The following is a 12,403-nucleotide window of genomic DNA, read 5'->3' as shown; positions in this document are numbered from 1 at the left end:
GAGGAGGGCGGCCGGTGATGCCACAGGACGAGGCCGTGGTCGGCTGCACAGGGACGGTTCTCATCGGGACGCGCGGATCCGCGGGTCCCGGCGAGATTCTGGTCCGGGTCAGAGGCGGCTCCGAGACCTTCCTCGCCTGGTCGGAGAACCCTCTGGCCGCGGGCGCGACGGTGCTCGTGATCGAATCGCGGGGATGCCGTGAGGTCGGCGTCATCGAGTGGGTGGATCCATTGGACGCGCTCGGCGAGGACACCGCCGACGCCGACTGAGGAGTACAGGCATGTTCGGTTACCGCGTCCCCGCACCTGACGAGGCGATGTTGATCTCGGGAGGCAGGCGGGGCCTCGGGGGTGCGCCGTTCCGCGTGGTGACGGGACATGGCAAGTTCGTGCTCCCGGTCTTCCGCAAGGTCCGGTTCCTCACCCTGTCCATGTGCGAGTCCGAGGTCACCGAGACCTGTGTGACCAGGCAGGGCATCGCGTTGCACGTCCGCGCGGTCATCGCCTTCAAGGTCGGCAACGATCACGAGAGCATCATCAACGCGGGCCAGCGCTTCCTCTCCGACCAGGAGCAGATGTCGGTGCTCACCGGCCGGATCTTCGCCGGCCATCTGCGCGCCATCATCGGCTCGATGACGGTCGAGGAGATCGTCACCGAACGGCAGAAGCTCGCCGCGGAGGTCCTGGACACCTCCAAGACGGAGATGGCGAAGATCGGCCTGACCGTCGACTCCCTGCAGATCCAGTCGATCGACGACGGCGACACCGGCTACATCGACGCGATGTCCGCGCCGCACAAGGCGGCCATCCAGCGGCAGGCCCAGATCGCCCAGGCCCAGGCCACCCAGGCCTCGACCCAGGCGGAGCAGGCGGCGGCCCGCGCGCAGGCCGAGTACGCCAGGCAGACCGCCATCGTCAAGGCCGAGTACTCGGCGGAGGTGGACCGCGCCCAGGCGAAGGCCGCTCAGGCCGGACCGCTCGCGCTGGCGGACGCCCAGCAGGAGGTGCTCGCCGCCCAGACGGAACTGGCCCAACGCCAGGCCGAGTTGCGTCAGCAGCAGTTGGTGGCCGAGATCGTGAAGCCCGCCGAGGCCGAGGCCGAGCGCGTCAGGATCCTCGCGGCCGCCGAGGCGCAGCGGATGAAGATCCAGGCGGAGGCGGCGGCCTCGTACGACCGGGTCGCACTGGACCGGATGCTGATCGACCAGCTCCCGCAGATCGTCAAGGAGGCTGCCGGCGGTCTCGCGGGCGCCAACGTCAACGTCCTCAACGGCGCCGACGGCCTCGGCGAGATCGCCGCCGGTCTGGTGTCCCAGGGCCTGACGATCCTGGACTCGGTCCGGCAGAACCTGAACGGCCAGGACTCCGACGGTCACCGCCCCGAGAAGAACGAGGACAACGGCCTGCTCCGGCTGGCCGCCGGCAAGGAGCAGAAGCCGAACGACGGCCGGGTGGACCTCGACTGAGCGCGTCGATCGGGGCACGTCCCGGGCACCTGCCACGCCTGGGACGGCCCTGAGGCCCGCTTCCCGCTCGTCTCCGCCCGGCGGCAGCCGGCACCGGGCGGGCGCGGGCGTCAGGCGGTCTCGCCCGGATGAGTCCGGTCGACGGGTGGTCTGCTGGTCTCCAGCCAGGAGCGGAGTGGTCCGGCGCCCCGCACGGGGTCGAGCGTGAGGTGCAGACGCGTCCCTCTCCCCGACGCCGACGCCGGACAACTGCGCTGCTCGTCCCCGGCGAACAGCAGCCGCAGAGCGTCCGCGACATGCCGGGCGGCCGCGGCGTCCAGGGAGACGATGCGCACCTCGACCGTGCCCTCGGCGGGAGCGTCGTGCGGAACGTCCTCGGCCAGGGGCGAGGACGGCTGCTGGGAATCGATGGTCATAGGGCGGAACCTGCCCCGGGCCGCGGGAACGGCTCGTGTCGTGACGCGGCCGTGCCGCGCGCCGAGGACGAGACCAGTCCTGTCACCGGAGTGCGAAGTCCCCTCGACGCTCCCCACCGTACTCCTCGCACTCCTGGCTGCCTCGCGCCGCCGACTCGGCTGTGGGCGACGTACGGTTGAGGTACCGAGGGCATCACGCACTGCGGCCGCCGAGCCGAGTCGTCCCCGGCGAGAAACGAACCCCGGGCCGCCACAGCAGCCGGCGCGGAGGCGGGTCGGCATCATGTCCGTCGCGGTCGAAGCAACCTCGCACCAGCGCGTCACGGCCGTACCGCGTGCGGGGGCCGGTCCGCGCCCCTGCCGAGGGGAGGCGTGATGACCCCCGCACGGCTGGACATCCACCGGCGCAACAGAGGAGAGGGCGCTCTCGTCACGCTCGCCGGCGAGATCGGCCCGGCCACGGCGCCGCTGTTGCGTGCCGCCTTGGAGCAGTGTCTGCGCGACGGCGTCACCCTCATCGACGTCGACCTGATCACGGTCGGCTCCTGTGACGCCAGGGGCCTGGATGTCTTCCTGTCGGCGTCGCGGCGCGCCAGCCGGGTGCACGCCACCCTGCGTCTGCACCACCCCTGCGCTCAGCTCACCCGCCTTATCGCCGCCACCGGTTCCACCGTCCCGGATCTCGGCCTCCTCGAACCGGCCTCCTCTGCGCCGTCGCGGGGCAGGACGGGGACGCCCGAGAAGGCCGCCGGCGGGCCGGTCCTCGAGGGCATCCGTCTACGCCGCCTGACTCGCCGGCAGGCCGAGGGGATGGCGGAGGACATCGCGGACCTGGCCATGGCATCCGTCGCGGGCACCGCCGGTGAGGCGTACCACGAACGGCGCGACGTCCTGCGCCGTCTGGCCGTCAGCGCCCGGCGCCCCGGTTTCGCCCTGCTGGTCGCCGAGACGACGGTGCTGGTCGGCTGCGCCTACGGCTTCCCCGCGGGTGAGGGCGGCTCCGGCCGGCGGGAGCGCGGCGACGCGCTGCGGGAGTGCGTCGGGCGCCTCACGTCCTGCGCCGAGTTCGTCGTCCTCACTCAGTTCGTGGCGCATCCACACCCGCAGCGCCGTGACATCGCCCGCCGCCTGCAACAGCATCTTCTCGCCGACCGGCACTCCTCGCTCGGAGTCGCCCTGCTCCACCCGGCCGACCGGGCCGGACAAGCCGCCTTCGCGTCCTGGGGCTGGCAGAACATGGGAGAGATCGTCGGGCTGCCGGGACCGACGAACCCGTGCGTGATGACCCTGCCCAGGGGGGATCCGCTCCCGGCAGGCCGGTGACCGGGACGGGCGTCGCCCTCGGGCGCCGTCCTGGGACGCGCGTGCCCCGGAGGGCCGGGGTGGTCCGGAGGAGGTCCGGAGGAGGTCCGGTGCGCCGGCGGTGGCCCGGTCGACGTGCGGGGCGATCTCGGCCGCGGCGCCGGACGGCCGCCGCCGCTCACGCCCTCCCTGGCTCCAGCAGTTCCAGCGCCTCCTGCCAGCGGAAGGTGAAGGCACCTCCCCCTGCCTCGGTTGCCGGGTACGGCTCGTGGCCGCCGATCCGGACGCCCATCTCCCGTAGCCGGTGCAGGCTCTGCCGGTAGGCGGGATGGGCGGCCTGGGCCGCGTTCAGGCACGGCAGGACGGCGATGGGTATGCCCATGCCGTACGCCTCGCACAGGATGCCCAGGGCGAGGGTGTCGGAGATGCCCGCGGCCCACTTGTTGATCGTGTTGAAGGTGGCCGGGGCGACGGCGATCGCGTCCGCCGGGGGCAGCGGGCGGGGGTCCCCCGGGCGCCGCCAGGCCGAACGGATCGGGTGTCCGGTCTGCGCCTCGACCGCCTCGGCATCGATGAAGCCGAGACCCTGCGGGGTGGCGACGACACCGACCTCCCAGCCCTGTCCCTGCGCGGCCGTGATCAGCTTGCCGACGTCACCGGCGACCCCGCCCGCGCAGACGACGACGTAGAGGAACGGCTGCTTCTGAGGCGTGGTCACGCGTGCTCTCCCGGGGGTCGGCTGACGTGGTGCGGTCCCGGCAGCGTACGGGGAGCAGCCGGCGCCGGGACACGGTGGGCTGCGGGCGGCGAGGGACCCGGCCTCAGGTGGCTGGATCCGCCACCGTCAGTCACCGGACCGCCCCTGCTCCATTCATGTATCTGAACAAAAATCATGGACACGTCCATTGACGCGCCCACAGCACCCCTTTACGTTCCTGAAAGCGCTTTCCATATCCCAGGCAGTTCATTCCTCTGACCCCCCTGTGGAGGCGACGCATGCATCTCCGACCTGTTCTCAGACCCGCCCTCGCCGCCGTCGGCCTGCTGGCCGGCACGCTGGTCGCATTGGCCGGCCCCTCCGCCGAGGCCGCCTCGGCGCGCTTTGAGGCCGAGTCCTCGCCGGCGGTGTGCACCGGCACGATCGACTCCGACTGGAGCGGCTACTCCGGCAGCGGTTTCTGCAACGCGACCAACGCGACCGGGGCGTACGCCCAGTTCACCGTGAACGCCGCGAGCGCGGGCCAGGCGACACTCGGCCTCCGCTTCGCCAACGGGTCGGCCACCGCGCGTCCCGCCTCACTGATCGTCGACGGCACCACCGTGCAGACGCCGTCCTTCGAGGCCACCGGCGCCTGGTCGACCTGGGTCACCAAGACGGTGACCGTGCCGCTCGCCGCGGGCAGCAACACGATCCGGCTGAGCCCGACCACGTCCGCCGGCCTGCCCAACCTCGACTACCTGGACGTCACGACCGCCGACTCCACACCGCAGCCGACGGGCCCCGTGCTCTACGTGGCGCCCGGCGGCACCGACGGCGCCGCCGGAACACAGTCCGCGCCGACGACGCTGTCCTCGGCGATCAGCCGTATCACCCCCGGCGGCACGATCTACCTGCGCGGCGGGACGTACGCCTACGGCTCGACGGTCACGATCCCGCAGGGCAGCGGCGGCACCCCGGCCGCCCGCACCACCCTGTCCGCCTACCCGGGCGAGACCCCGGTGCTGAACTTCGCGGCGCAGACGGAGGCCCCCGCCAACCGCGGGCTCCAGCTGTTCGGTTCGTACTGGCACCTGTACGGCCTGGTCGTCGAGCACGCCGGGGACAACGGCATCTACGTCGGCGGCAGCCACAACGTCGTCGAGCGCACGGTGACCCGCTTCAACCGCGACACCGGGCTGCAGCTCGGCCGGATCGCGTCCACCACGCCCAAGGACCAGTGGCCGTCCGACAACCTGATCCTGAGCGCCGAGTCGCACGACAACGCCGACTCCGACGGCGAGGACGCCGACGGCTTCGCCGCGAAGCTCACCACCGGCACCGGGAACGTCTTCCGCTACGCCGTCTCCCACAACAACATCGACGACGGCTGGGACCTGTACACGAAGACGGACACGGGAGCCATCGGCCCGGTGACCATCGAGTACTCGCTGTCGTACACCAATGGCACGCTCCTTGACGGCACCGTCAACTCCAACGGCGACCGCAACGGGTACAAGCTCGGCGGCGACGACATCGCGGTCGACCACGTCGTCCGGCACAGCATCGCCTACAAGAACGGCAAGCACGGGTTCACCTACAACTCCAACCCGGGCTCGATGACCGTCTCCGGCAATGTCGGCGTCGACAACGCCCAGCGCAACTTCTCCTGGGACACGGGGACTTCGGTGTTCCGCGACAACACCTCGTGCCGGTTCGCCGTCAGCGGCTCCAACGACAAGACCGTCGGTGACGCGGACGGCTCCAACCAGTTCTGGACCGGCGCCAACGGCTCCCGCTGCTCCTCCTACAGCGGCGCGCTGGGCTGGTCCTTCGCCTCGGACGGCCATCTGGTGGTGACGTTCGGGGGCAAGGTCGTGACGCCGTAAACCCTGCTGGACGGGCGGGCCGGTGCCACGCCGGCCCGTCCCGCGCGGTGTCAGTCCACGGCGAGCCGGTCGCCGAGCCCGGCCTCGGCGAAGGCCTTGACCACGTCCTCGCGGCCCTCCGTGAAGTGGGCCCAACTGTCGCAGTGGACGGGCACCACCCGGCGGGCGCCGAGCAGGCGGGCGGCTTCGGCGGCGCCGGCGCCGTCCAGGACGAGCAGCGCGTCGTCGAAGAGGCCCGTGCGGGGCGCCCCTGCGAACAGCACCGCGGTGTCGACGGGGCCGAACCGGTCGGCGATCTCCCGGACCGCGTCCAGGGACGCGTTGTCGCCGCTGACGTAGACCGTGGGCAGCCCCTCGCCGGTCAGGACGAACCCGACGACCTGGCCGGTGACGGGCTCGACCTGCTCCTTGGTGCCGGGGCCGTGCACGGCGGGGACGCCGGTGACCGTCACCGTGCCGCCGCCGGGCCGGTCGAGATCGACCGACTCCCAGTCCGCGAGACCCGTGGCCCCGGCGCCGATGCGCCGCGCGCCGCCGGTGGTGGTGAGCGTGAGCGGCACATCGGCGAGCAGGGCACGGCCGGAGTGGTCGAGGTTGTCGGGGTGCTCGTCGTGCGAGAGCAGGACGACGTCGACGCGGCCGAGCGCGGCGGGGGTGGTGCGGGGCGGGGCGAGCTTGGTCAGGGAGCGGCCGCCGCCGATCGGATAGACGCCGGGCTCGTCGAAGGTGGGGTCGGTGAGGAAACGCAGGCCGCCGTACTCGAAGAGGGCGGTGGGGCCGCCGTAGCGGTGGACGGGGAGCTCGGGCGAGACGGAAGCGGACACAGAGCAGCACCTCACAGATGAGTCTCACGGATCGCCGATCGGCCATCCGTGAGAGAACCTAGCGGCTTCTCACGGATGCACGCAAGCCGTACCATGAGATGCATGACGGAGACCGCGCCCGCCGAACCCCTGGAACCGGCCGCCCCGCCCGCGCCTGGCGCCGAGCAGTACCTGGCGCTCGACCTCGCCAACAGCGCGCTGGCCCTGCCCGGCGGGCACACCCTCGACCTGCTGTCCGGCCCGGCGGACGCCACCCGCTGGCTGGCCGAACGCGGCCTCGCCCCGGCCGACGCCGGTCTGCGGGAGATGTGCGCGGCACAACTGCGCTCACTGCGGGAGCAGATCCGCGCGCTGATCGCCTCCCGCGTCGAGGGACAGCCCGCGCCGGCCGGCTCCGTGGCTGCGGTCAACGAGGCGATGACGAAGGCCCCGGCCACCGCGCTGCTGCGCTGGGACGCCACGCGCGGACTGCACCGGGCCGCCGCCCACCCCACCACCCAGATCCTCGAACACGCCCTCGCGGCCCTCGCCGCCGATGCCGCCGACCTGCTCACCGGCCCCGACGCCGACCGCCTCACCGCCTGCGGCTCACCGCCGTGCACCCGCTACCTGCTGCGGCACGGCCGCCGCCAGTGGTGCTCCACGCGCTGCGGGGACCGTGCCCGAGCGGCCCGCGCGTACGCCCGCCGCACCGGCCGGACGCCTCAGGACTGAAGCCGCGGCCCGGCTCCCCAGGGCGCCCCGCCCCGCGACTCCCGGCCGCCGCGCCGTCATCCCGGCCCGCTCGTACGCCCTGATCGCCGCCGTGTCGTCCTCGTCCACCATCAGGGCGGCGCCGGTCCCCTACGTGGCCGTCACGAACCGGGACACCGCCGCGGCCGGCCCGCGCCCCGGTGCCGCCGGGTCGGTGCCGCCGGGTCGGTGCCGCCGGGTCGGTGCCGCCGGGTCGGTGACCACACCGGCAGGAAGCCGCAGCCGGCGCCGACCAGGCGTCAGTGGCGACCCCGCCCAGCCGGCCCGTCGTCCGCCCGTCCGCACGGGCCTGCACAGCCCTTACGACGTGCGCCCCGCCCGGCGCCGCGACGTCGACGCCTCCTGGCCCGCCGCGACGTGGACGGACCCGTGGCCCGCCGCGAGGCCGACGGCCTCGTGGTCCGGCTCGACCTCGACCATCTCGTCGCCCGCCGCGGTCTCAGCCACCGTCGTCGTCCCGGCGTGCCGGTGCCCCGGCCACCGTGAAGCCGATCACCGAGCCGCCGCCCTCGCGGTGCTGCGCGAACGGTGCTCCGCCGTGGACCAGGGCCACCTCCCGCACGATGGACAGGCCGAGGCCCGAGCCGGGCAGGGAGCGCGCGTCGGCGGCGCGGTAGAAACGGTCGAAAACGCGCAGCAGGTCGCTGTCGGTGATGCCGGGCCCGCGGTCCAGGACCTCGACGCGCACCGTGCCGGGCCGGGCCGGACCGGCCACGTTGATCTCGATGGGCGAGGTGCCGTCGCGGTCGAACTTGGTGGCGTTCTCCACCAGGTTCGACACCGCCCGCTGGAGCATGCCCGGCCGGCCGTACGTCGTCGTGTCGCCGCTCGCGCGCAGCACGATCTCGCGGCCGGTGCGGCGGCGGGCGAGGCCCGCGACGTCCTCGGCGACGTCGGCGAGGTCCACCCGCTGCGGCGGCTCGCTGTCGGACTGCCCGGCGGCGAGGTCGACCAGCTCGTTGACCAGGTCGGTCAGCTCGCGGGCCTCCTGGCCGAGGTCGGCGACCAGTTCCTCGCGGGAGGCGGGCGGGAGTTCGTCGATCCGCTTCAACAAGGAGATGTTGGTCCGCAGCGAGGTCAGCGGCGTGCGCAGCTCGTGCCCCGCGTCCTGGACCAGGCGCCGCTGGTCCTCCTCGGACTGGGCGAGCCGGCCCAGCATCCGGTCGAAGGCGCGGCCCAGGCGGCCCACCTCGTCGTAGCCGGTGACGGGGACCTGGATGCCGAGCCGGCGGGTGCGGGCGACGTCCTCGGCGGCGGCGGTCAGGACGATCAGCCGGCGGGTGATGCGGCGGGCCAGCCACCAGCCGAACAGCCCGGCCGCGACCACGACCGCCGCCATCAGGATCAGCGTGCGCTGCTGGAGCGCCCTCAGCAGGTCCTCGGTGTCGCTGAACTCCTGCGCGACCTGCACCGCGCCGCGCTTTCCGCCCAGGGAGACGGTGGCGACGCGGTACACGTCGCTGCCGACGTCGACGTCCTTGTGCAGCACCATGCGCCCGGCGCTGCCCGCGGCCGCGACCGTCCGGTCGGCCTCGCTGACCGGCAGCGCGGGGCTGCCGCTGTCGGAGACCGCGCCGTCCGCGCCGAGCACCTGCACATTGGTGCGGGCCGGGCGGACGACGTCGTGACCGGGCGCGGAGGAGGAGAAGTCCTCCGGGGACATCCGGTGCTGGCGCACCTCGCTGCGCACGTCCTGCACGACCTCGTCGAACACCGACTGCTGGTCGACGCGCACCAGCCGGGCGGCCGCGTTGTACGACAGGATGCCGACCAGGACGGTGACGGCGGCGGTGACGGCCGCGAAGGACACGGCGAACGTGGTCCGCAGCGACACCAGCCCGGGGCGCCGCCCGGACACCAGGCGGCGCAGGCGCCCGCGCCCCATGTCAGTCCTCCCGCAGCACGTAACCCACGCCGCGCACCGTGTGGATCAGCTGCGGGGCGCCGGGCTCGTCGAGCTTGCGGCGCAGGTAGCCGACGTAGACGGCGAGGTTCTTGGAGCCGGGGCCGAAGTCGTAGCCCCAGATCCGGTCGTAGATCGTGGAGTGGTCGAGGACGATGCCCGCGTTGCGCACGAGCAGTTCCAGGAGCTCGAACTCGGTGCGGGTGAGTTCCAGCTCGCGCCCGCCGCGCCAGGCCCGGCGGGCCTGGGGGTCCATGCGGATGCCGGCGGCCTCGATGTGCCGCTCGGGCAGCTGCGGCTCCTCGCGGGTCACGGCGGGGGCGGCGGCGGGCGCGTCGGGGCTGGTGCGGCGCAGCAGGGCGCGCAGGCGGGCGAACACCTCCTCGACGTCGAACGGCTTGACGACGTAGTCGTCGGCGCCGGCGTCGAGCCCGGCGATCCGGTCGGCGGTCTCCACCAGCGCGGTGAGCATGAGGATGGGCGTGCGGTCGCCCTCGGCACGCAGCACGCGGCAGACCTGGAGTCCGTCGATGCCGGGCATCATCACGTCCAGGACGAGCACGTCCGGCGGCGACTTGTGGGCCTGCGCGAGCGCCTCCACGCCGTCGGCGACCGCCGTCACCTGGTAGCCCTCCAGGGTGAGGGCGCGTTCCAGGGCGTGGCGGATGGCGCGGTCGTCTTCGGCGAGGAGAACTGTCTGGGGCACCCGCCCAGTCTGCCAAGCCCTGGGACGCCCCGGCCGGGCGAGCGGTCCGACGATCACCCTTCTTACTCGGATCTCACCGTCCGGGACCCCCTGGCCACGGGCCTCCCGACCTGCGTCCGCCCGGGTGTCGGCCTGCGGACCGGGGACGCGAAGGACCCCGCCGGGATCCGTGGAGCGCCCCCCTCGGGACCGGGGCAGTGCAGGAGACCCTTCTGGAGACCCGGGCCGCAGCGGACGCCGCCCTTGAGGCGCGGCGCCTGGGCCCCCGGACAGCCGGGCCGGTCCGGGGCCCAGGGAACCGGGGCCGCCCCGGTGCCGGGAGCCCGGCGGCGGAGACGGGAGCACAGCCGGGGTCCGGCCGACAAGGGACGGAACCCCCGCCAGAGGGGTCCACGAGCCGGCTCCGGAGCCGGAGTCCCGCCAGGGGATGGGGACGGAACCGCCGCCGGGGTCCGGGACGGGCCCCTGCCGCCACCCGGCCCGAGCCCGGGCCGGGTGGGCCGGTGGGGAGCAGGGGTTCAGGACGCAGCGCCTGGTGCGCCCAGCCCGTCGGTCGCGGTGACACCCGCTCGGCAGTGGCTCGGGGTGGAGCGCCGGGTCCGCTCAGCCCGTCCGTCGCGGGGCGGTCCGCTGGGCGGGGGCTCCGGCTGGAGCCCCCGTCCGCTCAGCCCGTCGGGCGTAGCGCGGCCAGTTGGGCCTCGAAGGGGACGACGTCGAAGGCGTCCCGCTGGGCCGGAGGGCGGGCCGTGGACAGACCGGCCGTCAGCGCGGCCAGCTCGCCCGCCGCGCGTTCGATCCGCTCCGGCAGGCCTTCCGCGCCCCAGTCCTCGGAGGCGGCGTAGACGCCGGTCGGGACGACGACGGCCCGCAGGTAGGCGAACAGTGGCCGCAGGGCGTGGTCCAGCACCAGGGAGTGCCGGGCGGTGCCGCCGGTCGCGGCGATCAGCACCGGCTTGCCCGCGAGCGCGTCCTGGTCGTGCGCGCCGAGCGCGTCGAAGAAGGACTTGAACAGTCCGCTGTAGGAGGCGGAGAACACGGGCGTGACGACGATCAGCCCGTCCGCCCCGCTCACCGCGTCGAACGCGTCGGACAGCTCACCGCCCGGGAAACCGCTGGTGAAGGTGTGCGCGATCGCCACGGCGAGGTCGCGCAGCTCGATCACCCGCACCTCGGCCCCGGTGCGCTCGGCGGTGGCGGCGGCCAGCCGGTCGCCGAGCAGCCGGGTGGAGGAGGGCACACTCAGCCCCGCGGAGACGACGACGAGCTTCATACGGCGGCCTCCTCGGCGTTCGTCACGGCGGTTTCCCTGCGGGCGGTCGCGAGCAGCGAGGCGTGGGTCGGCGCCTCCGGCACACCGGCCGGGCGGCCCGCGGCGAACTCCTTGCGCAGCACCGGCACGACCTCCTCGCCGAGCAGGTCGATCTGCTCCAGCACGGTCTTCAGCGGCAGCCCGGCGTGGTCCATCAGGAACAGCTGGCGCTGGTAGTCGCCGGCGTACTCGCGGAAGGACAGCGTCTTGTCGATGACCTGCTGCGGGGAGCCGACGGTCAGCGGCGTGTCCCGGGTGAACTCCTCCAGGGAGGGCCCGTGGCCGTAGACCGGCGCGTTGTCGAAGTAGGGCCGGAACTCGCGCACCGCGTCCTGGGAGTTCTTGCGCATGAACACCTGCCCGCCGAGGCCGACGATGGCCTGCTCGGGCGTGCCGTGCCCGTAGTGGGCGTACCGGTTGCGGTACAGCTCGATCATCCGCTTGGTGTGGTCGGCCGGCCAGAAGATGTTGTTGTGGAAGAACCCGTCACCGTAGTACGCGGCCTGCTCGGCGATCTCCGGCGAGCGGATCGAGCCGTGCCAGACGAACGGCGGTACGCCGTCCAGCGGCCGCGGCGTCGAGGTGAAGCCCTGCAGCGGGGTGCGGAACTTCCCCTCCCAGTTCACCACGTCCTCGCGCCACAGACGGTGCAGCAGGGCGTAGTTCTCGATGGCGAGGTTGATGCCCTGCCGGATGTCCTGCCCGAACCAGGGATAGACGGGGCCGGTGTTTCCGCGGCCCATCATCAGGTCCATGCGCCCGTCGGCCAGGTGCTGGAGCATCGCGAAGTCCTCGGCGATCTTCACCGGGTCGTTGGTGGTGATCAGCGTCGTGGATGTGGAGAGGATCAGCCGCTCCGTCCGCGCGGCGATGTAACCGAGCATGGTCGTCGGGGACGAGGGCACGAACGGCGGGTTGTGGTGCTCCCCGGTGGCGAACACGTCGAGCCCGGCCTCCTCGGCCTTCAGCGCGATCGCGACCATGGCCTTGATGCGCTCGCGTTCGGTCGGCGTCCGGCCGGTGGTGGGGTCCGGCGTGACGTCGCCCACGCTGAAGATACCGAACTGCATGGTCGCTCACCCTCCAGTTAGTTGATTGTTGAACTATACCGCCCAACGAAGACCCCGCCCCCCCGTATT

The 12,403-nt window shown here is 73.2% G+C and carries 13 protein-coding genes; 5 read left to right on the top strand and 8 right to left on the bottom strand.

Annotated elements, in window-relative coordinates:
• Positions 1-17 precede the first annotated feature (17 nt).
• Both ACZ67Q_RS24130 and ACZ67Q_RS24125 read left to right on the top strand, forming a co-directional pair.
• Complete coding sequence (locus ACZ67Q_RS24130) at positions 18-269, top strand: hypothetical protein (protein ID WP_471185591.1); 252 nt, start codon at positions 18-20, stop codon at positions 267-269.
• Between the two features lie 11 nt (positions 270-280).
• Complete coding sequence (locus ACZ67Q_RS24125; RefSeq protein ID WP_471185589.1) at positions 281-1,465, top strand: SPFH domain-containing protein; 1,185 nt, start codon at positions 281-283, stop codon at positions 1,463-1,465.
• Positions 1,466-1,575: 110 nt separating this feature from the next.
• Here the strand turns inward: ACZ67Q_RS24125 and ACZ67Q_RS24120 are convergent, their stop codons facing one another.
• Entirely contained in the window at positions 1,576-1,881 is a 306-nt protein-coding gene (locus ACZ67Q_RS24120; protein WP_471185587.1) for a hypothetical protein, read from the bottom strand.
• Between the two features lie 375 nt (positions 1,882-2,256).
• Here ACZ67Q_RS24120 and ACZ67Q_RS24115 point away from each other — a divergent pair, with 375 nt between their 5' ends.
• Positions 2,257-3,204: an STAS domain-containing protein gene (locus tag ACZ67Q_RS24115; RefSeq protein WP_471185584.1), complete on the top strand. Its 948-nt coding sequence runs from the start codon at positions 2,257-2,259 to the stop codon at positions 3,202-3,204.
• A 157-nt stretch (positions 3,205-3,361) separates the two neighbouring features.
• Here the strand turns inward: ACZ67Q_RS24115 and ACZ67Q_RS24110 are convergent, their stop codons facing one another.
• Positions 3,362-3,901, bottom strand: coding sequence for a flavoprotein (locus ACZ67Q_RS24110; RefSeq protein WP_471185582.1), 540 nt, complete (start codon positions 3,899-3,901; stop codon positions 3,362-3,364).
• Between the two features lie 278 nt (positions 3,902-4,179).
• Here ACZ67Q_RS24110 and ACZ67Q_RS24105 point away from each other — a divergent pair, with 278 nt between their 5' ends.
• On the top strand, positions 4,180-5,769 hold the full coding sequence (locus ACZ67Q_RS24105; RefSeq protein WP_471185580.1) for a carbohydrate-binding protein: 1,590 nt from the start codon (positions 4,180-4,182) through the stop codon (positions 5,767-5,769).
• Between the two features lie 50 nt (positions 5,770-5,819).
• Here the strand turns inward: ACZ67Q_RS24105 and ACZ67Q_RS24100 are convergent, their stop codons facing one another.
• Positions 5,820-6,593, bottom strand: a complete 774-nt coding sequence (locus ACZ67Q_RS24100; protein WP_471185578.1) for an MBL fold metallo-hydrolase — start codon at positions 6,591-6,593, stop codon at positions 5,820-5,822.
• Between the two features lie 93 nt (positions 6,594-6,686).
• Here ACZ67Q_RS24100 and ACZ67Q_RS24095 point away from each other — a divergent pair, with 93 nt between their 5' ends.
• Positions 6,687-7,307, top strand: coding sequence for a CGNR zinc finger domain-containing protein (locus ACZ67Q_RS24095; protein WP_471185576.1), 621 nt, complete (start codon positions 6,687-6,689; stop codon positions 7,305-7,307).
• Positions 7,308-7,646: 339 nt separating this feature from the next.
• Here ACZ67Q_RS24095 and ACZ67Q_RS24090 read toward each other — a convergent pair whose 3' ends face one another.
• The 5 genes from ACZ67Q_RS24090 to ACZ67Q_RS24070 form a co-directional block, all read right to left on the bottom strand.
• Positions 7,647-7,793: a hypothetical protein gene (locus tag ACZ67Q_RS24090; protein WP_471185573.1), complete on the bottom strand. Its 147-nt coding sequence runs from the start codon at positions 7,791-7,793 to the stop codon at positions 7,647-7,649.
• Entirely contained in the window at positions 7,786-9,231 is a 1,446-nt protein-coding gene (locus tag ACZ67Q_RS24085; protein ID WP_471185571.1) for a sensor histidine kinase, read from the bottom strand. Before ACZ67Q_RS24085 ends, ACZ67Q_RS24090 begins: the two co-directional genes overlap by 8 nt.
• A 1-nt stretch (position 9,232) precedes the next feature.
• The gene (locus tag ACZ67Q_RS24080) at positions 9,233-9,955 is read right to left on the bottom strand and encodes a response regulator transcription factor (RefSeq protein WP_471185569.1); all 723 of its coding nucleotides are present in this window, start codon (positions 9,953-9,955) and stop codon (positions 9,233-9,235) included.
• Between the two features lie 664 nt (positions 9,956-10,619).
• Positions 10,620-11,225, bottom strand: a complete 606-nt coding sequence (locus ACZ67Q_RS24075; RefSeq protein ID WP_471185567.1) for an FMN reductase — start codon at positions 11,223-11,225, stop codon at positions 10,620-10,622.
• Positions 11,222-12,334 (bottom strand): LLM class flavin-dependent oxidoreductase, encoded by a 1,113-nt coding sequence (locus ACZ67Q_RS24070; RefSeq protein ID WP_471185564.1) that lies wholly within the window; start codon positions 12,332-12,334, stop codon positions 11,222-11,224. Before ACZ67Q_RS24070 ends, ACZ67Q_RS24075 begins: the two co-directional genes overlap by 4 nt.
• Positions 12,335-12,403 lie beyond the last annotated feature (69 nt).

This window comes from Streptomyces sp. NPDC036813, assembly GCF_055609245.1.
This window is presented reverse-complemented; position numbering and strand designations above follow the sequence as displayed.